This window comes from Pseudomonas sp. GW822-FHT06D10 (assembly GCF_058799535.1).
In genome coordinates this window covers 200,538-224,709 of the sequence record NZ_JBXALN010000009.1, presented here as the reverse complement: position 1 = coordinate 224,709, position 24,172 = coordinate 200,538, and the positions used below count along the sequence as shown (strand labels likewise).

General features: G+C 64.6%; 22 protein-coding genes. 17 read left to right on the top strand and 5 right to left on the bottom strand.

The window, feature by feature from the left end; all coding sequences use genetic code 11:
- Positions 1-19: 19 nt before the first annotated feature.
- Entirely contained in the window at positions 20-304 is a 285-nt protein-coding gene (ppnP, locus tag AC1RL5_RS27050; protein ID WP_011062476.1) for a pyrimidine/purine nucleoside phosphorylase, read from the top strand.
- Positions 305-380: 76 nt separating this feature from the next.
- On the opposite strand, the gene AC1RL5_RS27045 is transcribed toward ppnP, so the two are convergent.
- Both AC1RL5_RS27045 and AC1RL5_RS27040 read right to left on the bottom strand, forming a co-directional pair.
- A complete protein-coding gene (locus AC1RL5_RS27045; protein WP_492589397.1) occupies positions 381-1,184 on the bottom strand; it encodes an MOSC domain-containing protein in 804 nt (267 codons plus the stop codon).
- An 82-nt stretch (positions 1,185-1,266) separates the two neighbouring features.
- Complete coding sequence (locus AC1RL5_RS27040) at positions 1,267-2,202, bottom strand: chemotaxis protein CheV (RefSeq protein WP_011062478.1); 936 nt, start codon at positions 2,200-2,202, stop codon at positions 1,267-1,269.
- A gap of 561 nt (positions 2,203-2,763) precedes the next feature.
- Between AC1RL5_RS27040 and AC1RL5_RS27035 the strand changes: the two genes are divergently transcribed.
- From AC1RL5_RS27035 to AC1RL5_RS27025, 3 genes are all read left to right on the top strand, one after another.
- Entirely contained in the window at positions 2,764-3,201 is a 438-nt protein-coding gene (locus AC1RL5_RS27035) for a hypothetical protein (RefSeq protein ID WP_015636500.1), read from the top strand.
- A 537-nt stretch (positions 3,202-3,738) separates the two neighbouring features.
- Positions 3,739-4,632 carry a sensor histidine kinase gene (locus AC1RL5_RS27030; protein ID WP_072450598.1) on the top strand — a complete coding sequence of 298 codons (894 nt, stop codon included), beginning with the start codon at positions 3,739-3,741 and terminating at the stop codon, positions 4,630-4,632.
- On the top strand, positions 4,629-5,288 hold the full coding sequence (locus AC1RL5_RS27025) for a response regulator (RefSeq protein ID WP_011062481.1): 660 nt from the start codon (positions 4,629-4,631) through the stop codon (positions 5,286-5,288). The genes AC1RL5_RS27030 and AC1RL5_RS27025 overlap by 4 nt, the downstream gene beginning before the upstream one ends.
- Before the next feature lies 1 nt (position 5,289).
- On the opposite strand, the gene yegS is transcribed toward AC1RL5_RS27025, so the two are convergent.
- A complete protein-coding gene (gene yegS / locus AC1RL5_RS27020) occupies positions 5,290-6,189 on the bottom strand; it encodes a lipid kinase YegS (protein ID WP_072450599.1) in 900 nt (299 codons plus the stop codon).
- Positions 6,190-6,626: 437 nt separating this feature from the next.
- Between yegS and AC1RL5_RS27015 the strand changes: the two genes are divergently transcribed.
- The 13 genes from AC1RL5_RS27015 to AC1RL5_RS26955 all read left to right on the top strand — a co-directional run bounded on the left by AC1RL5_RS27015 (position 6,627) and on the right by AC1RL5_RS26955 (position 22,154).
- Entirely contained in the window at positions 6,627-8,060 is a 1,434-nt protein-coding gene (locus AC1RL5_RS27015; RefSeq protein WP_072450600.1) for an undecaprenyl-phosphate glucose phosphotransferase, read from the top strand.
- A complete protein-coding gene (locus tag AC1RL5_RS27010) occupies positions 8,061-9,518 on the top strand; it encodes a mannose-1-phosphate guanylyltransferase/mannose-6-phosphate isomerase (protein ID WP_011062484.1) in 1,458 nt (485 codons plus the stop codon).
- A 68-nt stretch (positions 9,519-9,586) separates the two neighbouring features.
- Positions 9,587-10,363, top strand: a complete 777-nt coding sequence (locus AC1RL5_RS27005; protein WP_072450601.1) for a polysaccharide biosynthesis/export family protein — start codon at positions 9,587-9,589, stop codon at positions 10,361-10,363.
- An 18-nt stretch (positions 10,364-10,381) separates the two neighbouring features.
- Positions 10,382-12,376, top strand: a complete 1,995-nt coding sequence (locus AC1RL5_RS27000; protein ID WP_492589398.1) for a lipopolysaccharide biosynthesis protein — start codon at positions 10,382-10,384, stop codon at positions 12,374-12,376.
- Positions 12,376-13,572: a glycosyltransferase gene (locus tag AC1RL5_RS26995; protein ID WP_011062487.1), complete on the top strand. Its 1,197-nt coding sequence runs from the start codon at positions 12,376-12,378 to the stop codon at positions 13,570-13,572. The genes AC1RL5_RS27000 and AC1RL5_RS26995 overlap by 1 nt, the downstream gene beginning before the upstream one ends.
- Positions 13,562-14,857: a cellulase family glycosylhydrolase gene (locus AC1RL5_RS26990; protein ID WP_492589460.1), complete on the top strand. Its 1,296-nt coding sequence runs from the start codon at positions 13,562-13,564 to the stop codon at positions 14,855-14,857. The genes AC1RL5_RS26995 and AC1RL5_RS26990 overlap by 11 nt, the downstream gene beginning before the upstream one ends.
- Positions 14,858-14,859: 2 nt before the next feature.
- Positions 14,860-16,077, top strand: a complete 1,218-nt coding sequence (locus tag AC1RL5_RS26985; RefSeq protein WP_103408132.1) for a glycosyltransferase family 4 protein — start codon at positions 14,860-14,862, stop codon at positions 16,075-16,077.
- Positions 16,068-17,168 (top strand): glycosyltransferase family 4 protein, encoded by a 1,101-nt coding sequence (locus tag AC1RL5_RS26980; RefSeq protein ID WP_103408131.1) that lies wholly within the window; start codon positions 16,068-16,070, stop codon positions 17,166-17,168. Before AC1RL5_RS26985 ends, AC1RL5_RS26980 begins: the two co-directional genes overlap by 10 nt.
- Positions 17,168-18,586 carry an O-antigen ligase family protein gene (locus tag AC1RL5_RS26975; RefSeq protein WP_103408130.1) on the top strand — a complete coding sequence of 473 codons (1,419 nt, stop codon included), beginning with the start codon at positions 17,168-17,170 and terminating at the stop codon, positions 18,584-18,586. The genes AC1RL5_RS26980 and AC1RL5_RS26975 overlap by 1 nt, the downstream gene beginning before the upstream one ends.
- The gene (locus AC1RL5_RS26970; RefSeq protein ID WP_072450604.1) at positions 18,583-19,404 is read left to right on the top strand and encodes an acyltransferase; all 822 of its coding nucleotides are present in this window, start codon (positions 18,583-18,585) and stop codon (positions 19,402-19,404) included. Before AC1RL5_RS26975 ends, AC1RL5_RS26970 begins: the two co-directional genes overlap by 4 nt.
- Before the next feature lie 9 nt (positions 19,405-19,413).
- On the top strand, positions 19,414-20,829 hold the full coding sequence (locus AC1RL5_RS26965) for a lipid II flippase MurJ (RefSeq protein ID WP_072450605.1): 1,416 nt from the start codon (positions 19,414-19,416) through the stop codon (positions 20,827-20,829).
- Between the two features lie 16 nt (positions 20,830-20,845).
- A complete protein-coding gene (locus AC1RL5_RS26960; RefSeq protein WP_011062494.1) occupies positions 20,846-21,772 on the top strand; it encodes a glycosyltransferase family 2 protein in 927 nt (308 codons plus the stop codon).
- Between the two features lie 127 nt (positions 21,773-21,899).
- A complete protein-coding gene (locus tag AC1RL5_RS26955; RefSeq protein ID WP_072450606.1) occupies positions 21,900-22,154 on the top strand; it encodes a hypothetical protein in 255 nt (84 codons plus the stop codon).
- 45 nt (positions 22,155-22,199) lie between these two features.
- On the opposite strand, the gene AC1RL5_RS26950 is transcribed toward AC1RL5_RS26955, so the two are convergent.
- Together AC1RL5_RS26950 and moaB are read right to left on the bottom strand one after the other, a co-directional pair.
- Entirely contained in the window at positions 22,200-23,426 is a 1,227-nt protein-coding gene (locus tag AC1RL5_RS26950) for a molybdopterin molybdotransferase MoeA (RefSeq protein WP_103406975.1), read from the bottom strand.
- Positions 23,410-23,949: a molybdenum cofactor biosynthesis protein B gene (moaB, locus tag AC1RL5_RS26945; protein WP_015636514.1), complete on the bottom strand. Its 540-nt coding sequence runs from the start codon at positions 23,947-23,949 to the stop codon at positions 23,410-23,412. Before moaB ends, AC1RL5_RS26950 begins: the two co-directional genes overlap by 17 nt.
- Positions 23,950-24,172: the final 223 nt, after the last annotated feature.

Genomic DNA, 24,172 nt, shown 5'->3' with positions numbered 1-24,172 from the left:
CTTTCTTGAGGAATCGCCCATGTTTAAAGTCAACGAGTACTTCGACGGCACCGTCAAGTCGATTGCCTTCGGCACGGCCGAAGGCCCAGCCACCATTGGCGTCATGGCCCCGGGCGAATACGAGTTCGGCACCGCACAACGGGAAATCATGCACGTGGTCTCCGGCGCCCTGACCGTGCGCCTGCCAGACAGCGCAGACTGGGAAACCTTCCCGGCCGGTAGCCAGTTCAACGTTCCGGCCAACAGCAAGTTCCAGCTCAAAGTCGCGGTGGACACCGCCTACCTGTGCGAATACCGCGGCTGATCGAGCATCGCGGCGTTACCCAGGAATAAAAAATGCCCGTCTCCCAGGAGACGGGCATTTTTCGAGGTGGCACCGGTTATTCGATAACCGTCACCGCCATCCCTACCTGCAAGCGACCGTTGCCATCATTGACCAGGTTCTGGCCGAACATCGCCCCATCGGCCCGGGCCCGGTACTTCTGCAAGGTGGCCAGCGGTTCGCGGTCTACACTGCGCTCGCCGGTCTGCGGATCGATGGTGGTGAGAATGCAGCGCGAGCATGGCTTGACCACACGGAACTCGACATCGCCGATACGCACGCGCTTCCAGTCGTCCTCGGCAAAGGCCGCACTGCCCTCGACCACCAGGTTCGGTCGGAACCGCAGCATCTCCAGGGGCCGGCCCACGCGAGCGACCAGGTCATCCAGGGAGGCCTGGCCAATCAGCAGCAGGGGAAAACCATCGGCGAAGGCCACCTGATCATCGTCCCTGCCATAACCGGCGGCGGTGCTCCGTGCCCGCTGCGCAGGAACCTGCACCAGGCGGCTGGGCTTGCCGATGAATTCGCTGACCCAGGCCGCAGCTTCGTCCCCCGCATCGGGAACCCGCAAGGTGTCCTGCCAGATGGTCACGCCGCGCAACAGTGCATCCGCACCCGGCAGCGCTACTTCAAGGGTGGAGTGGCCTGGGGCGCTCAGGGTCAGGCCGCCCTGGTCATTCCACAAGGCCGACAGCTGACTCATCCGCGCTACGGCGCGCTGGGTCAGGAAACGCCCGCTGGCCTCATCCACCAGCATCCAGCGGCGATCCCCTTGCAGCCCGAGCTTGTCCAGGCCGATCTGTTGCAGGGTTTCGCCCCTGGCGGATTTCAACGGGTATCGGTAAAGCGCGCTAAGACGCATGTCCAGCTCCCTGTATGGGCAAAAGCGCTCACCCTATACCAGCATCTAGCCGAAACAAAGGAGCGCCGGCGCAAGGCCCGTGTCAGGCGTCGGCTTCGTCCAGCATCAGCCGTTGGCGGACCACGTCCACCAGCTTGTCCGGCTGGAACTTGGACAGGAAGTTGTCGCAACCGACCTTCTTCACCATCGATTCGTTGAAGCTGCCGGACAAGGACGTGTGCAGCACCACATAAAGCCCGCGCAAACGCGGATCGTTGCGGATCTCGGTGGTCAGGCGATAGCCGTCCATTTCCGGCATTTCCGCATCGGTGAACACCATCAGCAGCTTGTCGGTCATCACCACGTCGGTGTCGGCCCAGGCCTTGAGCATGTTCAGGGCCTTGAGGCCATCACTGGCGATGTGCATCTTGACCCCGAGCTGGCCGAGGGTGTCGCGCAATTGCGAGAGGGCCACGTTGGAGTCGTCCACCAGCAGCACTTCGCGGCCACGGGCACGCTCCAGCACCGGATCTTCCAGCTTGTCCCGGGAAACCTTGGCGTTGTAGGGCACGATTTCCGCCAGGACCTTTTCCACGTCGATGATTTCCACCAACTGGTCATCGACCTTGCTGATGGCGGTCAGGTAATGCTGGCGCCCGGCGCTGGTGGGCGGCGGCATGATGGCTTCCCAGTTCATGTTGACGATGCGGTCCACGCCACCGACCAGGAACGCCTGCACCGAGCGGTTGTACTCGGTAACGATGATGGTGCTGTTGGGCCCCGGGACCAGCGGGCGCATGCCGATGGCCTGGGACAGATCGATGACCGGCAGGGTCTGCCCGCGCAGATTGACCACCCCACAGACAAAGGGATGGCGCTGAGGCATCAGCGTCAGCTTCGGCAGTTGCAGCACTTCCTGGACCTTGAACACGTTGATCGCGAACAGTTGCCGGCCGGCCAGGCGGAACATGAGGATTTCCAGGCGATTCTCACCCACCAGTTGCGTGCGTTGATCTACCGTGTCGAGAATGCCGGCCATTAATGACTCCTGGGCTTGTTCTGATGAATTCACTAAAGACAGATATCGGCCGGGTCTGCCGTATCTTGACCCGCATGCAAATTGCCACACAAAGCCGTTGATGTCACATTAACATCATGCTTTACTGGCGCGGTCAATTCAGCACCACCCTCTGCGCCGGCCAGACCTCTATTTCGGTGCAAGGTTCCCGTGCCTAGGGGAATCCCCTATCAACAATCAGGACCAGCCTGATATTCGCGATATCCAATAGCCATTAATGTGACGCCATTCTCATTGCATGAACGGAGTCAGGCTTTTGTTTTTGATCGCAGAAAGGTGGCTTGGCCCCCTTTCAAGCCCCACTACCCTCGCTCATCCTGCCCCAGCGCGCTCGCGCCGCCTTGCTGTGGCCGGCATGCGCGCACGGACCGGGTTCGAGGCCACTCGACTCGCTCGGCAGGCTGCGACCGCAGGCAAGCATTCAGCTATAACGTCAATCCAGCTGCACCTATCGCGTCCAACTTGCAAACCGTTCAGCCAACGCCCTATCAAGCCATCGGACACGCAGTCATGGAGATAAGCATGCTAAAGGACGGCCACGAGTGCGCCACACCGCTGCCCGAGTTCCTGCTTGAAGCCCAGGCCCTGCTGGCCAGATCGGAAGACTGCCTGAGCCACCTGCACCTGATCAGAAACGATGAAGAGGCCATCAACTGCCTGCTCGCCAGCCTGCTGAGCCTGGCCCAGGCCGCGGCCCGCCACGCAGTCAGCCCGCTGGCCGAATTCTCCCTGCATATTCATGGCGTGCTCAAGCGCACCCCCCATCCCCTGGACCTCAACGATCCGATCCTCGACGCCTTGAAGAGCTGCCTGACGCTGATGGCCTGGCAACTGGAACTGATCGACCCGCGCAACGGCCAGCTCAATCTGGACGACAGCGAACAAGTCATGCTGATCGAAGAACTGACGGAGCAAGTGGGACAGAACTGTAACTGCACATATCCATCTTGCAGCCACTGAAGTTGTATTTATCCGGCGGGGCAGCGGATAAAACTCTCGCCACTCATCGCCCTACTGCACAACATCGACAAAATATCGGGCCAACTGCCAAGCACCCGGTCGTTATTGATTAATTCATACCCAAGAGCGACATCAATCACTCCATAAAGCCAACTAGCAACGTCACCGGGACTTGCTGTTCAATGCGCTGTGCCTGATGGCAAACCCGCTCCCCAGCACACTTTGCGCGATGTTCGGGCGCACGTGGCGCCAATGGTACCGACGTACCGCTACCCACCAGTTCCTGACTCTGAAGTCCTATATGACTGAACGTATAAACGCGACCGACGGTATCTTCGGTGGTATTATGCGGCGCATAAACGGACACAGTTAATGGCACATTGATTCCAATGGCGGCAGTTACTACTCAGCCTGTACAACACGAACAGACAGCGTTGATTGAAACCGGGTATTCAAAGAGCACCGTTTCCCAAACAAGCCTCGTCATCCATACTTGACCGGGCTCTTCGCAGCGAACATCCATTGGCTCCATCCGCTATGTACGCCAGCCTCAAGTCATTCTTCTCTTGGCCCCCCTCCCGTGATCACCTGCGCTGGCTCAGCCTGTTGCTGTGCTCCTGCTCGACCCTGGCCAGTGTGCTGGTCTACTGGTTGGGCCGGCCTCTGCCTCTGGGGTTGCTGGTCATCAACGTGGCGGCGCTGGCCTGCATCTGGATGCAATACGGTTATTCGCGCAAATCCATCCGCTTCCAGCCCCAGGAACTCGCCGAGCGCCTGCTGGAGGTCAAGGAAAACGAACGGCACCGTCTGAGCCGTGAACTGCATGACGACATCGGCCAACTGCTGACCGCCGCCAAGCTGCAGACCGACTGGCTCAAGCGCCGCCTGCCGGACGAGTTGCAAGAACATTGCGTGGTGCTGGGCACCACCCTGGAAGAGACCCTGGCCAAGGTGCGGGACGTCTCCGCCATCCTCAACCCGCGGCAACTGGCCAGCCTCGGGCTGGAAGCCAGCCTGCGCGCCCACCTGCTCAAGACCCTGGAAAACACCTCGGTTCACTGGAGCCTGGAGTGCCACCAGCGCCTGGCGGGCATTCCCGAGGAAATGGCCGTTGCAGCGTTTCGCATCACCCAGGAAGCAGTGACCAACATCCTGCGCCACGCCCAGGCGAAAAACCTGCTGGTACGCCTGCAACGACTGCCCGAAGGCCTGTCGCTGTTCATCAGCGATGATGGCCAGGGTTTCGCCCCGGCCAGCGACCCGGGCGCCCAGGGCCAGCGCGGCATGGCCGGAATGCAGGAACGAATCAGTCAGTTGGGCGGCCTGTTGAAGGTCACCAGCGAGGCCGACCAAGGCACACAGATTGAAGCACTCTTTCCCTGGGCCCCTCGCACTCTGGAGCGGGCCAGCACGAATAAGGTTTTACATTGACCTGTAATTTACTCTTGGTGGATGACCACTCGCTCATCAGGGCTGGCGTGCGTGCCCTGGTCATGGACATTCCCGGATACGCGGTGATCGGTGAGGCGGACGATGGCTCGTTCCTGCTGGAAATGGTCGAAAGGCTGCATCCGGACATCATCCTGCTGGACCTGTCGATGAAACACACCGGCGGCCTCGACGCCCTGCGCCGGCTCAAGGCGCTCCACCCGCAGAGCAAGGTGCTGATCCTGTCGATGCACACCGACCCGGCCCTGATCATGCAGGCCCTGGAATGCGGCGCCCACGGCTATCTGCTCAAGGACACCACCGCCACAGAACTCGAACACGCCCTCCAGGCCCTGCGCAACAATGAACGCTACCTGAGCCCGGCCATCGCCCACACGGTGATCAACCAGGCCCTGACCCGGGCTCAGAAGCAACCTCCGCCACCGGAGCAGAACCACAACCTGACGGCCCGCCAGCTGGAGATCCTGCGGCTGATCGTGCGCGGCAAATCCACCCGGGAGATCGCTCTGGGCCTGGGCCTGAGCATCAAGACCGTGGAAACCCACCGCTCGCAGATCATGAAGCGCCTGCAGATCTTCGACGTTGCCGGGCTGGTGCTGTTCGCCGTGCGCGAACGCATCATCAGCCTCGACGACTGACTCAGCGGGCGCCTCCCAGCAGCGGCGAATCCTCGGGCAGATGCACCTGCAACGCGCCAGGACGGGCGGTGAAACGCAAGGTATCGCCCTGCAGCGGCTCGCCGTCGAGGTTGATGTCCAGGCCTCGGGACGCCTTGATCTCGACCCAGGGCAGGCGTGCCCGGACAAACAGATTGTCGATCCCCAACCCGCCCGCCAGCAGGTTCTTCAATGTGCCCACCAGTTCCTGGGGCGCCGGCAGGATGCTGATATCCAGCAAGCCGTCATCGGCCAGGGCCCCCGGGCACAACTCGTGCCCGCCGCCCGCTTGACGGCCGTTGCCGATGCCCAGGGCCAGAAGTTCGCCATGCCAGTGGAAACCCGGCCCCTGCAACTCGCCATAGGCCGCGCTCAGCTCGGCAAAACGTGACAGACCGGTGAACAGGTAGGCCGCGCCCCCCAGGACCTTCTTCAAATCCTCCGAGGTGTTGGCGGTGACCTGGCTGCCAAAGCCGCCCGTGGCCATGTTGAGGAACATCTGCCCGCCGACCTCCCCCAGGTCGATCGCCCGCGCCGGCACATCCAGCAGGTCCAGGGCCGCCGCCGGGGTCAGCGGCACGCCGGCAGCCCGGGCAAAGTCGTTGGCTGTGCCCAGCGGCAACAGCACCAGGCTGGCCGGGGCGTCGGCATTGGCCAGGGCTTCGGCGATGTCCCGCAGGGTGCCGTCGCCACCGCCGGCAATCAGCCGGGTATGGCCGGCAGCCAACGCCTCCTGCACCAGGCGCTGGGCATCCCCCGCCTCCCAGGTCAGGCGCACCTGCAAGTCCCAGCCGGCGGCGCGCCGGGCCTCGACGGCCGCGCGCACCTCCTCGTTGAGGGCCTGTTTGCCGTGCAGTATCAACAATGCCTTGCGCTCACTCATCAGCCCTGACTCCGGTTATGGATTCCATGAAGGATGTTGACCCTGCCGCCCGCAGAAAAAGTCTGTCGTCGGAATTTATTTTTTTGCCGGAAGCAGTCTGGCCATGGCCCCCCGGCAATCCGGCAGCTTAGCCGCAGGGAGGCAGGGATTCGTCCGGCACGGTCCGGCTTCCAATTAGCGGGTCGCTGTTTCATGAGCTTTACTGACCCCTGTCGTTTAGATGAGGAAGTGCAGGTCATCACCTTGACCGGCGCCGGGGCCCCACCTGAATACGCAGAGGGCACGGTTTTCCCACTTGAATGCCGACCACGCCTGGGGATGAAGGGACGTGGCTTTTTTCGGTGCCGGGACCAGACGACGGGAAGTCGCAAACATTGCGAACTTCCTCGCGATCTCTCCAGTCAACCGGTGTGCCTTAGGTCGAGGGAATTGATCTTATGCGGTTGCAACCTGTAGACAGCCTGTTACTGACTCGCCCCAGCATGGTCGAGTACTTCCTGTTCGGCATCCGTGTGGTTCATGGGCTGACTGCAATCCTTCCCGGGCTATTGCTGATCCTGCTGTCCAACAACAGCCAGGATGCCTTGAAAAGCGACCTGACCCTGCTGGTGTTCTTCGCCCTCATCAGCGTGCTGATCTTCCAGGCCCTGGGGGTGTACGCCGAATCCATCTTCAGCAACCAGCTGCGCTTCCAGCTGACCCTCTTCGCCTGGGCCTCGTCCTTTTGCGTGCTGCTGTTCATGCATCACTCGATGAAGATGTTCAACACCATCGGCAACCCCGAGCTGTTCGGCTGGTTTGCCGGCAGCTTCGTGCTGTTCGGCATCGAGCGCCTGGTGCTGCTGACCCTTTTCCAACAGTTGATGCAGCGCGGCGTGTTCTTGCAGAACGCGGTGATTCTCGGCGCCACGGAAAACGGCCAGCGCCTGGCCGAATACCTGGCCCAGCATCAGGACATCCGCTCCGGAGTGACCGGTTTCATCGACGACCGCATCGGCCGCCTGCCCAAGACCCTGTGCAACCTGCCGCTGCTGGGAAACTCCAGCGACCTGGAGCGGCTGATCCGCGAGGAAAAGGTTACCCAGGTCCTGGTGGCGCTGCCCTGGTCGGCGGAAAACCGCATGGCCTATGTCATCCGCGAGTTGCGAAGGCTGCCGGTGAACGTGCTGCTGGTGCCCGACATGGTGGCCTTCCGGCACGCCCACAACCGCATCACCGAAGTCGCCAACCTGCCGATGTTCAACGCCTCCGAAGTACCGTTGCGGGGCTGGTCGCCGTTCTTCAAGCGCCTGGAAGACATGGTGCTGTCGAGCATCGCCCTGGTGCTGCTGTCGCCGGTGATGCTGCTGGTGGCACTGGCGATCAAGCTGGACTCCAGCGGCCCGGTGCTGTTCAAGCAGAAACGCTACGGCTACAACAACCGGCTGATCGAGGTCTACAAGTTCCGCTCGATGCACCAGCACATGGCCGATGCACATGCCGAAAAGCAGACCACCCGGGGCGACCCGCGCATCACCCGGGTCGGGCGCTTCATTCGCAAGACCAGCCTCGATGAACTACCCCAGCTGTTCAATGTGTTCGGCGGCAGCATGTCCATGGTCGGACCGCGCCCCCATGCCACCGCGACCAAGGCCGCCGGCATTCTCTTCGAAGAGGCGGTCAAGGAGTACACCTCGCGCCACCGGGTCAAGCCGGGGATTACCGGCCTGGCGCAGATCAACGGCTATCGGGGCGAAACCGATACCCTGGAAAAAATCGAGAAACGTGTCGAGTTCGACCTGGAATACATCGAAAACTGGTCGGTCTGGTTCGACCTGTACATTCTCTTCCGCACTGTTCCATCCGTGATCATGACCCGCGAGGCCTTCTGAATGAGCACACTCATTCCCTGCATCATTGCTGGCGGCGCCGGCACCCGCCTGTGGCCGGTATCCCGCGAGGCGATGCCCAAGCCCTTCATGCGCTTGCCAGACGGCGAAAGCCTGCTGCAGAAAACCTTTGTGCGCGCCACCGCGCTCAAGGACGTCGGCCGCCTGTTGACGGTGACCAACCGCGAGGTGTTCTTTCGCACCCTCGACGACTATCGCCTGCTGAACAAGGCCAGGGTGGAGCTGGACTTCATCCTTGAGCCGTTCGGGCGCAACACCGCACCGGCCATCGCTGCCGCCGCCCTGCACGTGAGCCGCCTGTATGGCGATGACGCACAGCTGCTGGTGCTGCCCGCCGACCACCTGATCAAGGATGTGCAGGCTTTCGCCAACGCCGTGGACAGCGCCCGGCAGTTGGCCGAGCAAGGCTGGCTGGTGACCTTTGGCCTGGTACCCACCCACGCCGAGACCGGCTTTGGCTATATCGAGAAAGGCCAGGGCCTGAACAAGGACAGCTTCCAGGTCAGCCGCTTCGTCGAGAAACCCGACGCCGCCACCGCCCAGCGTTATGTCGATGGCGGCCTGCACCTGTGGAACGGCGGGATGTTCTGCATGCGTGCCGACGTGATCCTGCAGGAGCTGCGCGAGTTCGTGCCCGAGGTGGTCAGCGCCGTCGAACACTGCCTGGAGCAGAGCCACCGCAAGGAGGGCAAGCACGAACTGCAAGTGGAGCTGGATGGCGACAGCTTTGCCCAGGCCCCGGACATCTCCATCGACTACGCGGTGATGGAGCGCTCGAAGAAAGTCGCCGTGGTGCCCTGCCAGCTGGGCTGGAGCGACATCGGCTCCTGGCAGGCAGTGCGCGAGCTGACCCCGGCGGACGAACATGGCAACCAGTGCAACGGCGAGACCGTGCTGCACGATGTCAGCAACTGCTATATCGACTCGCGCAAGCGCCTGGTGGGCGGGGTCGGGCTGAACAACCTGATCATCATCGACACTCCGGACGCCCTGCTGGTGGCCGACGGCAACCGCAGCCAGGACGTCAAGCTGATCGCCCAGGAACTCAAGCGCCTGGGCCACGACGCCTACAAGCTGCACCGCACCGTGACCCGTCCCTGGGGCACCTACACCGTGCTCGAGGAAGGGCCGCGCTTCAAGATCAAACGCATCATGGTCAAGCCCAATGCCTCGCTGTCGCTGCAGATGCACCACCACCGCAGCGAACACTGGATCGTGGTCAGCGGCATGGCCCTGGTCACCAATGGCGAGGACGAATTCCTGCTCAATACCAATGAGTCGACCTTCATCAAGCCCGGCCGCACTCACCGCCTGGTCAATCCCGGGGTGATCGACCTGGTGATGATCGAAGTACAGAGCGGGGAGTACCTCGGCGAAGACGACATTGTGCGCTTCAACGACATTTACGGGCGAGCTCCCGCCGAAGCCGCCAAGACCTGAACTGACGCTCCAAGCAGCAATCTGGCCCGACAGGGAGTTGTGACTATGCACGCCAGGAAGACCGCTCGATGAAAAGACTCCTGCTGATTTCCAGTGTTCTCATGCTCTGCGCCTGCTCCATTCCGGCAAAGGTGGAACTGCCGCCCAGCCAGGACCTGGAGGCCGCCCATCGGGCCGGTGATGCCCTGGCCGGCCAACCGTTGCCGCCCCAGCGGATTCGCCCGGGGGACACCCTGCGCATCGTCCGCAACACTGGTGAGGCGCCATCGATCTCGGCATTCACCGCCAACTCGATCTACGAACTGACGCTGTTCACCGTGCTCAACGATGGCACCTTCGCCTACCCCTATGCCGGGCAGGTCAAGGCCGCGGGGCTGACTCCGCAGCAACTGACCCAGGTCCTGGAAAACAAGCTGAAGAACATCTACCAGGACTCGGCACTGACCGTGAACATCAACCAGGCACCGGGCAACACCGTGTTCGTCGGCGGCTCGGTACGCAACCCGGCGTCCCTGCCGGTGACCGTGACCACCACCCTGGAGCAGGCCATAGTCGGCGCCGGGGGCCTCTTGAACGTGGGCGACAGCCGCAATATCGCCCTGCTGCGCGAGGGCGAGGACGGCCGCTACAAGACCTATTTCTTCGACTACCGCAAATTCATGATCGCCGGCAACGCCGGCGCCGCCCCGGTGCTGCTGCAACGCGGCGATGTGGTGTTCGTGCCCAAGTCCAGCGTCGGCAACGGCATCGAGTGGGTGGACGTGTACCTCAACCAGTTGATTCCGTTCACCAAGTCGATCGGCATCGGGGCGAGCTACGAAATCAACCGTCAATCCACCAATTGATCGCCAAGGACAGCCCATATGATCAATATCCGTTCCTTTCGCGATTTGCTGCGGTTGTTCTTCATCTTCAAGCGCGAGGTCAAGATCACCGTCCTGGTGACCTTCGTCATCATCCTGCTGGGTGCCTTCCTGCTGCCCAATCGCTTCGAGTCCACCGCCCTGCTGCTGGTCAAGCCGGGGCGCGACACCAGCACCCTGCCGATCGAGATCGCCGATCGCCAGGCTGTGGTGATTCCCAGCGCCCAGCGTGATCCGATCATCGATGAGGAGCGCATCCTCGGCGGCGAGCCCATCGCCCGCAAAGTGGCGGAAAAGTACCTCGACGACCTGTCCCGCCAGCCCCAGCCAAGTGGTGCCCTGGCCACCCTCAAGAACGCCGTGAAGGGCGCGGTGGAAGGCATCGTCGACCTGCTGCGCGGGGCCCTGCAACTGGTGGGCCTGGTGGAGAAGCAAACCCCGGTGGAACGCCTGACCGAACGCATGTTGAAAAGCTTCAGCGTGACCCACGCCGCAGGCTCCTCGGTGATGGAAGTGAGCTTTACCTGGAACGACCCCAAAGTGGCCCAGACAGTGGTCAAGAGCTGGATCGAGCAGTACCAGCAGGAACGCGCGCAAACCCTCGGGCGCAAAAGCCTGTACGCCTTCTATGAAACCGAAAGTGGCGCCACCAACCAGCGCATCCTCGGCTACAAGAAGCAGATCGCTGACTACCTGAACCAACTGGGGGCGGTGAGCATCGAGGAGCGCCTGAACGATATCTCGCGCAATCTCAACAACCTCAAGGGCGAACACCTCAATACCACCCGAGCAGTGGCGTCCACTCGCAGCGGCCTGGAGACCATCCAGAAGCAGCTCAACAGCATGAAGAAAGAAATCAGCATCGGCCGCCAGATGAGCCTCAACCCGGACCGCCAGGACCTGCAGCAGCGGATCAACGCCAAGCAGATCGAGCGTCAGGAAATGCTCCGCACCTTCAAGGAAGGCGCCCCTCCGGTTCGCGCCATGGATGCGGCAATCGCCAACCTGCAAGCCTTGCTGAAATCGGAAAGCGGCACTGTGCAACGCAGCGAAAACCTGGCCCCGAACCCGGTCTACACCCGCCTGCAGAACAGCTTCGCCGACCAGCAGGCCAGCCTCAGCCGCCTGCAGACCCAGGCCGCCCAGCAGGAAACCCAGTTGCTCAAGCTCGAACAGGAACGGCGCCAGGCGCTGGCCGTGGAACCTGAACTGGCACGCCTGCAACGGGAACTGAGCGCGGCGGAGAAAAGCTTCGCGCTGTACAGCGACAGCACCGAGAAAGCCCGCATCGACCGCGAGCTGGACCAGAGCCAGATCAGCAACATCGCGGTGATCGAAGAAGCCACCTTCAAACCCAGCCGGGTCTTTCCCAAGAGCCTGAGCATGCTGCTCGCCGCCATCCCCCTGAGCCTGGCGGTGGGCCTACTGGCGCTGTACTTCTTCTATCTGCTGGACCAGCGCATCCATGACGGCGACCAGATCGAGGAGCGCTTCGGGGTCAAGGTCTGGACCAGCCTGCAAGACCTCGACAGCCACCTGCCGCAACGCAACAGCGCCTTCACCGCCAGCCTCTACCGCCTGTACGGCATCCTGCCCCTCAAGCAGGTGGCCCTGCAGGGGCTGGTGATCGGCGTGACCTCGGCACGCCGCGGCGAAGGCGTGAGCTTCGTCACCGCGCACCTGCGCGACCTGCTCCAGGAGCGCGGGCACGTGGTGCGGGTCAATGGCGCACCCAACGCGGTGCCCGGCGAAATCGTCCTGCTGGAAGCCTCGGGCTTCTTCTCCAACCAGGAAGCCTTCGTCAGCCTGCGCGAGGCCGACCTGATCGCCCTGATCGTCGAAGCCGAAACCACCACGGTGCCCGTGCTGCAAAACGCCCTGTCGATTCTCACCACCGCCTTCAAGCGGGTCGACGGCATCATCATCAACCGCCGGCGCTTCGGCATCCCGGAGAACGTGCTGAACTTCCTGGCGCGGATCAGGAGCCCCCACTGATGCACATTGCCCTGCTGGCACCCATGCCTCCCGAGCAGAACGGCATTGCCGACTACGCCGCGCACCTGCGTGCCGCCCTGGAAGGCCTGGGGCTGAAAGTCAGCACGCCGCTGGCCGGGCTGGGCAACGACCCGCAACGCGCCATCGAGCGGGTGGCGCACAGTGACTGGCAGGGGATCGACCTGGTGCACGCCGAGCTGGGCGGTGGCCGGCTGGCGGAGTTTCATGCCCTCAAGGCGTTGCGCGAGCGTTTCCCCAGCCTGCCGCTGAGCGCCACGGTGCACGACCCCGAACGCCTGGTCTGGCGCCGGGCCAGCCTGCCCTGGCCGCTGTCCCTGGCCACGCGGCTGCCCTCACCGCTGCCACAGATCGCCACGGTACTGACCGACCCCTTGTGCCTGCACGAAGAAAAGCAGCTGGCCCGCAGCCTCACCCGGCTGATCACCCTGACCCACGCCGGCGGCGCCTGCCTGCGCCAGCGCATGGGGTTGCGTGCGGAGCAGATGGTGGTGATCCCCCATGGCAACCTGGCCATCCCCGCCCGGCCGCTGCCGCCGCTGAGCCCGTTGAGGCTGCTGTATTTCGGCTTCATCTACCGCGGCAAGGGCATCGAGGATCTGCTGGATGCACTGGCCATGGCCTTCGCCCAGCAACCGGCAATGCGCGAGCGCATGCGCCTGACCCTGGCCGGGGGCAGTGAACCGGAAATGGCCTTCGGCAGCGCCGGCAGCTACCTCGACCAGTTGCGCCAGCACATCCAGCGCCTGAACCTGCAGGACAGCATCGACTGGCAACTGGACCTGCCGGCCACGGACATTCCCAAGGTGATCCAGGCCCACCACGTGATGGTCCTGCCCTACCGCGAGTCGAGCAAGCTCAAGCTCCTGGGCACGCTACGGGGGACCAGCGGCGCCCTGTCCTGGGCGGTGGCCTGCGGCCGCGGCGCCATCACCTCCGACGCCCGCTCCTTCGCCGAAGAGGTGGCCCAGGACAACGGCGTGATCTTTCCCCAGGGCAACGTCGCCGCCCTGGCCGCCGAACTCAGCCACTTGTGCGCCAGCCCGGAACGGGTGGAGCGCTGGGCCGAGCACGCCGCGGTGATCGGCTCCCGGCGGGTCTGGAGCCATACCGCCGAGCGCTTTGCCCGGGTGTTCAGCGATGCCTGTGGAGGCCCGGCCCATGCCTATGCGACGTAGCTCGGCGATTGCCCTGCTGGTGCTCGCCTGCCTGTCCTGGAACGCCCTGGCGGATACCACCCTGCGCGCGCCGCGAGCGGTGGTGTGGAAGGATTTTCTCGGGGTCAACGCGCAGTTCCAGTACTTCACCCCCGGCGCCTACCAGAAGCAGATGGACCGGCTCGATGCCCTGGGCCTGAGCTGGGTCCGCCTGGCCATTCACTGGGCCATGATCGAACCCAGCGAGAATGACCTGCAGCTGGACACCCTGGACGCCGCGATGAACGCCATGCAGGGCCGCCAGTACCGGGTCCTGGCCTACATGGTGGGTTCGGCGCCCTTCGCCGCCAACGTGCCCAGCCGCTCGCCCCCTTCCGACCAGTACCCGCCCAAGGACTTCAACGTCTTCGCCCAGCGCATGAAAATGCTCGCCCAGCGTTATCCCCAGGTGAACACCTGGCAGGTGTGGAACGAACCCAACATCGTCTGGCTGCCCAAGGAAGACCCCGACGCCTACGACCAGTTGCTCACGACCACCACCAGCGCCATTCGCGCGGCGATTCCCGACAAGCCTGTAGCGACCGCGGGCATGGCCTACTACAGCCAGATGCGCAGCACCCCGGGGCTGATGCTCGAAGACCTGCTGCAACAGGGCCTGGGCACGGAAAACCTGATTGCCGCCTACCACCCCTATTCCGAGCTCCCGGAAGGCGACGATGCCGCGGCCCAGGATTTCCTCGTACGCGGCAACTTCCTCAACAACGCGCTGCACAGCCAGGGCGTGCAACAGGTCTGGGCCACCGAGTGGGGCTGGTCGAGCTACACCAGCGGAGCCCGGGAAATGCAGGCGATGATCGGCGTCAACGGCCAGGCCGACTACACCCTGCGCCGCCTGGCCCTGATGGCGGCCATGGACTACCAGCGGATCTTCCTGTTCAACCTCAGCGACCTGGATGCCCGCGCCAGCAACCGCGACCAGTCCTACGGGCTGGTGGACCTGGCCGGCGAACCCAAGCCGGTCTACAACGCCCTCAAATATTTTCTCGACACCACCGGGCCGAGCCTGGCCCCGGCTGATCCCCCCGGCCTGAGCAACGCCCCGAGCGACTTGTACAGCATCGCCTGGACCCGGCCCGACGGCTCCCACGTCTGGATGTTCTGGAGCGCCAGCGGCGCCAGCCTGCAGGTTCCCGGGCTCAACGCGGCCACGCTGCATGATCCGCTGACCGGCACCCGCACCGAGCTGAGCGGGCAAGCGGGCCTGAGCGTGCCGTTGAAAACCAGCCTGCAACTGTTGGTGTGGTGAGCATGAAAATCCTCTGGACCCTGCCCTACCTGCCCTGGCCCGCCACCAGCGGCGGCAAGACCCGGCAATACCACCTGCTGCGGGCCCTGGCCGCCCGCGGGCACCGCATCACCTTGCTGGTGCAATCGAAAACCCCGTTGGACGACGCCACCCGCGCGGCCCTGGAGCCCTGGCTGGAACGCCTGATCGTGCTGCCGCGGCGGCCGTTGCGCAGCCTCAAGACCCTGTTCTCGGTGCTGTTCGCGCCCTACCCCATGCTGGCCGACGTCAACGGCTTGGCCGTGCCGCTGCAACAGCGTTTTCGCGAGCTGTTGGAGGAACCCTGGGACGTGATCCAGATCGAGCACAGCTACAGCTTCCAGCCCTTCGAACAGCCGCTCAAGCAATTGCAGCGCCCGTTCATCCTCACCGAACACAACGTCGAGTCGGCCCTCGGTGCCGCCAGCTACGACCGCCTGCCGGCCTGGTCGAAACCCTTTACCCGTTACGACCAATGGCGCTACCGGCGCTGGGAACGCCGGGTGTTCCAGCAGGCGGCCCGGGTCATCGCGGTGACCGAACAGGACGCCCTGACCCTGGCCCGGCTGAGTGGCAAACCGGCCGCGGTGGTGGTCAACGGCGTGGACTGCGGGCACTACGCCGCGGTGCAACCGGACCTTGGCAGCCAGCGCCTGCTGTTTATCGGCAACTACGAATACAGCCCCAACCTGGATGCGGTGCAATGGGCCCTGGAAGAGATACTGCCGCGCCTGTGGGCCATCAACCCCGAGGTGCACTTCGCCATCTGCGGCTACGCCCTGCCGGACAGTTTCCGCCAGCGCTGGACCGACCCGCGCATCGAGTGGCAGGGTTTTGTCCCCGACCTGCGGGACCTGCAACGGCGCTCGGCGCTGTTCTTCGCCCCGCTGCGCCAGGGCGGCGGCTCCAAGCTCAAGGTCCTGGAGGCCATGGCCGCCGGCCTGCCGGTAGTCACCACGGCCCAGGGCAGCTCCGGGCTGCAGGTGGAGAACGGCCAGCATTACCTGGGCAGCGAAGACCCCGGGGCCCTGGCGCAGATTCTCGCCCAGGCCCTGGCCGATCCCGAGCGCCTGCAACGCATCGGCGCCGCCGGGCGCGACTACGTGCTGGCCCACCATGACTGGAGCGCCGCGGCGGCCCAGCTGGAAGCGGTCTATCACCAACTCCCCTCTGACAAAGAAGAAGTGTCCGTATGCGCATAGGTCTGGATTACCGCCCCGCCGCGGGCTACAGCAACAGTGGTATCGGCCGGCAGAACCTGGCACTGGAAGACGCCCTGCGCGCCAATCCGCAGGTCAGCCTGCAATTGTTCGGCGTCGCCCCGGAAGACCATCCGCTGCGCCGCCGGGTGCATTGCCCCAGGTGGGGCGCACCACTGCAGGGGGTGCATCGCCTGCCGAACCGGCTGCGCTTCGAGGGCGGTTTTCTGCCCGAGGCCCTGCGTGAGGCCGAGGTGGAGCTGTACATCTGCAACTTCAACATGGGCCTGCCCCTGGGCAGGAAACCTAAGAACCTGCGCTATGTATTGCAACTGCATGACCTGTTCCAACTGACCCTGACCAACAGCCACGGCTCGCGGCTCAAGGAGCGGGTCTATGGCCTCACCGACAAGCTCTCCATCGGCCATTCGGTAAAGCAGGCGGACCGCATCTGGACACCTTCGCAGTACACCGCCGACGAACTGGTGAAGCTCTTTCCCCAGGCCCGGGACAAGGTCCGGGTGCTGCCCAACCTGGTTACCGGTTTCCAGGGCGAACCCGCCGACATCCGCGACCTGCAACTGCCCGAGCGCTACTGGCTGGCGGTGGGCACCCGCGAGCCGCGCAAGAACATTCCCTGGTTCGTCGCCGCCTGGCAGGCCGCGCGCCAGCAATCCCCGGACGTACCGGAACTGGTGCTGATCGGCGCACCGGACCACCTGCCCAGCGAGCTGCGCGCCGTGCATGGCCTGCACTTTCTCAGCGACCTCAGCGACAGCCAGTTGCATGGGGTGTACCGCCAGGCCCAGCGCCTGTGGCAGCCCTCCTACGCCGAGGGCTTCGGCCTGCCGGTGATCGAGGCCCTGAGTGTCGGCACTCCGGTGGCGGTGGCCAGCGGCTCGGCCCTGGACGAGATCACCCCGGCGGGCAGCCCGCGCTTCTCGCCCACCGACAGCGCCGCGCTGAGCCAGTTGATGGTGCAACTGGCCAGCGCCCCGCCGGAAGACCCCGCCCCCCTCAAGGCCTGGGCGGCCGGCTACGCCGAGGATGCCTATCGCCAGCGCTTCAATGAATTGCTCGAGGAGCTCAAGTAATGCCCATCGCCCTGCCGCTGGCGCTGATCTTCGGCCTGGTTTTCGGCGTGCTGATCTGGTTGCTGCCAGCGCTCAAGGTGCTGGTGCTGATGGTCGGCATCGCAGCGGCGGTGACCGTGGTCCGCCAGCCCATGCGCGGGCTGTTGCTGTTCGCGGTACTGGCGACCTTCCTGCCCTATTCGACGGTGCAGATCGGCCTGCGCACCACCGTCTCCGAAGCCCTGCTGCTGTTGGTCTGGGCCAGCATCCTGGCCCAGGGGCTGTTCTCCAACCTGCCCCGGCCGCCCAGGCTGCTGCGTACCGAGAAGCTGCTGCTGGCCCTGATGGCCTTCAGTGCCCTGCCCTTCATCATCGGCCAGGTGACGGTGAACGCCGATGGCAATGGCCCGGTGAACTGGGTCCGCTGGTTGCTCAACCTCTCGGCGCTGTTTCTGGTGCGGCGCCTGTTGCAGCAAGCCAAGGCCCGGGAGCGACTGGTCTGTGGCCTGTTGCTGGGGACCCTGCTGCTCCTGCTGCTGTCGATCCCGGTGTTTCTGAAGAACGGCAGCGCCACGGCCATGACCCCGATCCTCGAAAAGCTCGGCTACGGCGGCATCGCGGTACTGGGCGACAGCCTCAGCGCCCTGGCCAATCGCATGGGCTCGCCGTGGATGCACCCCAACGTCACCGGCGGCGCCATGGCCCTGCTGCTGCCCCTGGCCTTCTGTTTCGGCCTGACCCGCAGCGGCTGGCAGCGTAACCTCGGCCTGGCGGTGGCCTTGCTGGGGGCCGCCGGGTTGCTGCTCTCCGGTTCTCGCGGAGCCTTGCTCAGCCTGCTGATCGTGCTGATCTGGATGGCCCGCCAGCGGGTGCCCTACACCGGGCGCATGCTGATGGGTGGCTTCGTTCTGGGGGCCTTGCTGCTGATGTCCTATCCGCCCTTGCAGGACCGCCTGCTGACCCTGTTCACCTCCAACGATGCCAGCACCAGCGTGCGGGTCGACGAGTACTCGCACTTCCCCGCCGCCATGGCGATGTTCCCCTTCGGCATTGGCTTCAAGGTCGACCCACCCGTGCCCGGCACCGGCCTGTGGGGGATTTCCAACCTGTGGCTGAACTACATCTACAAGATCGGCGTGCCCGGCATGCTGCTGTTCGTCGCGGTGATCTGGAGCTGGTGGCGGGAAACCCGGGTTCCCGGGGTGGCCATCCAGTTGAATCGGGACAACGCCCTCTGGCTGGGCAGCGGCGCCGGCCTCAGCGCCGCACTGATCAGCGGCCTGTTCGACCATTACTTCAGCTTCACCCAGGTGTTGATCGCCCTGTTCTGGCTGCTGCTGGGCCTGAACCTGCATGAAGCCAGACGCCTGCGACTCAAGGCCGGCGCTGCGGCGCCCAGGGTTACTCCAGACTCCCCACCCTCAGGAATCCAGCCATGAAACATCGCCTCTTCCACTCGCAGAACCTGAAACAGGCCTTGCCTGACTATGCGCAGAAAATGGGGGTGAGCCTTGCAGAACTGGAGGCGGCCTATCAGTGGATGCTGGAGAACGACGTCGTGTTCGAGCAACCGCTCAAGGGCAACGTGCTGACCTACATCAGCTACCTGAACATCGAATCGAAGATCGAGCCGCCCCTGCCCCGGCGTTTCTACAAACTGCTGGGCCACGAACTCAAGGGGGCGCTGATTCCCATGTACGGAATCAACTGGCCGACCCTGCGCGACCGCATGCTGCGGGTCTGGGAGCAGATCTACAACATCCTCATCTGCAAGATCCCCAGCCACACCCTGCGCCTGTTCTGGCTGCGCCTTGGCGGCGCGAAGATCGGCAAGGGCTCCACGGTGTGGCGCAATACCGAGGTGCTGGGTGTCGACAGCCTGCGCATCGGCCAGGACAGTACCGTGGCCTGGCACTGCCAGTTGGACGCCCGGGGCGGGCTGATCATTGGCGACCATGTGACCATAGCCTCCCATGTGCTGATCATCGCCGGTGGCCACGACCTCAAGGAGCCGGAATTCTGGGCCATCGGCGGGCCGATCTACATCCATGACTACGCCTGGATCGCCAGCCGCGCCCTGCTGTCGTTTGGCGCCGAAATCGGCGAAGGCGCGGTGGTCGGCGGGCAGACCGTGGTGTCCAAGCCGGTACCGCCCTACGCCATCGTCAGCGGGCCGGACGCGGCGATCAAGGGCGAGCGCTGCCGCAACCTCAACTACAAAGTGGGCGGCAAAGGCCTGTTCACTTTGTTCCACTAAGCCCGGCCCATGTTCGGCGCGACGCTGTGGTTGACCCTAGCCACCCTGACCGGGCTGGCCGCCGGCTTTGCCCGGGAATGGCTGCTGGTGGCGGCCTGGGGCGCCAGTGGCCAGAGCGATGGTTTCCTGGTGGCGATGTTCCTGCCCGAGGCCCTGCGCATGGCCCTGGCTGCGGGCCTGCTGAGCGCCGCCGCGCTGCCGCTGTACCAGCAGCGCTCGGCCGGGGAGCAACAGGCCTGGCTCAGTGCCCTGGCCCCCCGCCTGTTGCTGTGTGGCCTGCTGCTGGCGTTGCTGCTGAGCCTCGGCGCGCCGCTATGGGTACGCCTGATCGGCCCCGGCCTGGGCAGCGACGGTTATGCCCTGGCCAGCGGCGGCCTGCACTGGCTGGCCTGGTGCGCGCCGGGGTTCATTCTCCACGGCCTGTTCTGCGTCCCTCTGCAGGCTCGCGCCCGCTTTGTCCTGGCGGGCCTGGGCTCGCTGCTGTTCAACCTGCCGCCAGTGATCTACCTGGCAAGCCTGCACCATGCCGCCACCCCCACCGGGCTGGCCGCGGCCTGTGTGCTCGGCAGCCTGCTGATGCCAACGGTGCTGTTGCCGAGCCTGCTGCGCGATGGCTGGCAGCCCTGGCGCATGCAGGCCGCGCCCGGGGCCGGGCGCGAGTTGCTGCAACGCATCGGCCCGCTGCTGAGCAGCAACCTCGCCAGCCAGGGCCTGGCCCTGCTGGAGCGCATGGCGGCCTCATTGCTGGGTGAAGGGGCGGTTACCTGGATCAACCTGGCACGCAAGCTGATCAACCTGCCGCTGATCGCCCTAATGAGCCTCAATCAGGTGCTGCTCGGGCTGATGAGCGGCAGCTCCGGCGAACAACGCCTGGACCTGCTGCGCAAAGGCCTGAGCAGCGCCACCCTGCTGACCATTCCTGCGGTGGTCGGGCTGATTGGCGCCGCCGCCGCGCTGGTGCACCTGCTGCTGCCCGATCAAGCGGCGGACAGCCCCTTGCCGGAGCTCTTGGCCTGGTTCTCGGTACCGCTGATGTTCGGCGCCTGGAACGCCCTGCTGGCGCGCTACGCCTATGCCGCCGGCGACACCCGCATGCCGCTCAACTGCGAACTGGCCGGCAGCCTGCTCAATGCCCTGCTGCTGGCGGCGCTGCCGTATTTCCTCGGTTTGATCGGCATCGCCCTGGCGGCGATCTGCGGGGTGATCCTCACCGGCCTGCTGCTGATGCGCCGCCAGCAGTTGCTGGGGCTGGTGCCTTGGCGCAGTCATTGGCTGATCGGCCTGGGTGGCATGGCCCTGGCGGCGCTGTTCCTGCATCCGCTGACCTCGATCTGGTGGCAACTGGGCCTGAGCAGCGCCTGCGGCCTGCTGCTGTTGCTGATCCTCGCGGCCTGGCTGCGGCCCTGGCGCCAGAACCTGACCTGAACCGGAGGCTTGGACAATGTCGACACTGCGCGTGGCCTGTGTGATTCCCACCTACAACGGATGCCAGGACCTGGCGCGGCTGCTGGATTCCCTGGAAATCCAGAGCGCGCCCTTCGATACCCTGATCGTCGACTCCAGCTCCAGCGACGGCACCTACGAGCTGGCGCTGGCACGCTGTGCCAATGTGCTGCGCATCGACAGCCGCGACTTCAACCACGGCGGCACCCGACAACTGATGGTGGAGCGCAACGCCGACTACGACCTCTATGTGTTCATGACCCAGGACGCCTACCTGGAGGATGCCGAAGGTCTCGCCCGCATCGTCGCGCCCTTCGCCGACCCGCAAGTGGGAGCCGTGTGCGGTCGCCAGTTGCCGCACCTCGATGCCAGCCCCCTGGCCAGCCATGCGCGGTTGTTCAACTATCCGCCGACTTCCCAGGTGAAAAGCCTGGCCGATGTGCCGGCACTGGGGATCAAGACCGCCTTCATGTCCAACTCGTTTTCCGCCTACCGGCGCGAGGCGCTGATGCAGGTCGGCGGCTTTCCCAACCATGTGATCCTGTCCGAAGACATGTATGTGGGCGCGAAGATGCTGCTGGCCGGCTGGAAGGTTGCCTATGAAGGCAGCGCCTGCTGCCGCCACTCCCATAACTACAGCCTCAAGGAAGAGTTCCGCCGCTACTTCGACATTGGCGTATTCCATGCCCGGGAACCCTGGATCCGCCAGGCCTTCGGTGGCGCCGGTGGCGAAGGCCTGCGCTACGTCCAGTCCGAACTGCGCTTCCTCGGCCCCGGGCGCCTGGGGCAATGGCCCGGGTCGCTGCTGCGCAACGCGGTGAAGCTCTTCGCCTACAAACTCAGTCAGCAGGAGCGCTACCTGCCCCTGGGCCTGAAAAGAAAGCTCGGCATGTACAAGCGCTATTGGGACAGCCCCTATGCCTGAACCGAGCCCCCAGGCCTAAAGTGAATTTTCTGACCGAAGAAAGAGAATCACCTGAATTGACCCTGCGGGGCCAATCAGTGACTGTGCATGTCAGGCACTGACGCCTCATACAAGGAAGTGCACCGTCATGAAAGACAAGGAGTTTTATCCGCAAGCGCGATCACCGCTCAAGCATCTGCAGGACCAGCCCTGGGTGGCCGCCCGCTCCCCCCGGGAGCTGGACCTGCCTCTCTCCTCGCAGCCGCTGCCGCGTCATTGTCGGCACCTGTCGTGGCTCAAGCGCCTGGCCAGGGCGGTACTGGCCGCTGCACTGCTGGCGGGCCTGGTGACCTGGGGTTTGCACAGCCGCTTCGGCCTGTTGCTGCTGTTGCTGCTGCGTTAAACCGCTCGGCGCGGGCCGGTGGCAGCCGGGCCCGCGCTGCCGGGGTCAATCCAGCACTTCACTCAGAGGAATGAAGTTGACCCGATCGCCCTGCACCAGGGTCCGCCCTTCAAGCACCTCCACCAGCCCTTCGGCCCAGGCCGCACTGCGCAATACGCCCGAGCTCTGGTTGCGGTAGATAATCGCCTGCCCATTCTCCAGGCGCCCCCGCAGGTACTCGCGGCGATTACCGGGCTGGGGCCAGGCAAAACCCGCCGGCACCTGGAAGCTCAGGGGCTGCACCTGCCGCACGCCCTGGCGACGCAACAGGTAGGGGCGCGCCAGCAGGGCGAAGGTCACCAGGGTCGATGCCGGATTGCCGGGCAGGCCGATCACCGGCACACCGCGAAAATGGCCGAAGGTCAACGGCTTGCCGGGCTTGATCGCCAGCTTCCACAGGGCCAGCTCGCCCTCTTCACGCAGGGCGATGCCCAGGAAGTCCGCCTCTCCCACCGAAACACCACCGGTGGACAGGATCAGGTCGACCTCCCCCAGTTCCGCCAGGCGCTGGCGGGTCGCGGCCAGATCGTCAGGGAGGATTCCCGCATCCAGCACCTCACAGCCCAGGCGCTGCAACCAACTGCACAGCACCACCCGGTTACTGTTGTAGATCTGGCCCGGCCCCAGGGGCTGGCCAGGTTCCACCAATTCGTCACCGGTGGACAGCACCGCCACCCGGACCCGGCGCACCACTTCAAGCTCGGCGCACCCCAGGGAGGCAGCCAGGCCTTGCTCGATCGGCCCCAGGCGAGTGCCAGCCGCGAGCACCTGCTCGCCCACCGTAGTTTCCTGGCCCTGAGGGCGAATGTTCTGACCCAGTTGCAGAGGTTCGCTAAACAGCACGCGCTGATCGTCCTGGACCTGGGCGTTTTCCTGCATCTCGACGCAGTCCGCCCCGGCCGGCACCGGCGCACCGGTGAAAATCCGCGCGCAGGTCCCGGGCTGCAGTGGCTCAGGCGCCTGACCGGCAAAGATCCGCTGACTGACCGGCAGGGGTTCCCCCCGCCAGTCCTCCAGGCGCAGGACGTAACCGTCCATGGCGCTGTTAGGCCAGGGCGGCAGGTCCAGGCTGGAGATCAGCGCCTCGGCCAGCACCCGGCCCTGAGTCGCCGCCAACGGCAAGCGCTCACGCTCGAGGATGGGGGCCGAACCGGCCATCGCCAACAGGCGCTCCAATGCCTCTTCCACCGGCATCAGGGCGCCCTGCTTGCCCGGCTTACCCGCGGGATTCACAGGGTGCCGCCTGTTTCAGGTGAGGAACGAAATTGCACGGCCGGTGCCGCGAATCCAACTGTTCGGCGAGGATGCCGTCCCAGCCGGTGCGCACCGCATTGGTGGAACCCGGCAGGCAGCACACCAGGGTGCCATTGGCCAGCCCTGCCAGTGCCCGGGACTGCACAGTGGAGGTGCCGATATCGGCGACCGATATCTGCCGGAACAGTTCGCCAAAGCCGTCGACCTGCTTGTCCAGCAGGCAGGCCACGGCTTCCGGGGTGCTGTCACGGCCAGTGAAGCCGGTACCGCCGGTGATCAGCACCACCTGCACCACGTCGTCGGCAATCCAGGTCGCGACCTGGGCGCGGATCTTGTACAGATCGTCCTTGAGCAGCACCCGTGCCGCCAGACGATGGCCGGCGGCGCCCAGGCGCTCGACAAAGACCTGCCCGGAGGTGTCGGTTTCCAGGGTGCGGGTATCACTGACAGTCAGTACCGCAATGTTCAGCGGCGCAAAAGGTACATCAGCCTTGGCTTTCATAGGCTCGATCCAAAGGTAGGAGAAACAGCCCGTTGTTATATCACAGCGCTCCGGCCTGCCGCCGCTGTGGCCTCGGCAATAGCCCCCAGTGGGTAGACGCTGTTGCGAACTCGGCTAATCTGCCGCGGCGAACGCCTGCGATCTGCCCGGCAACGTGGCAGAATGTCCCTGGCCAAGGAACTTGCAGACGTTGTATACGTCTGAAGACCAGCACTCAAAAGTA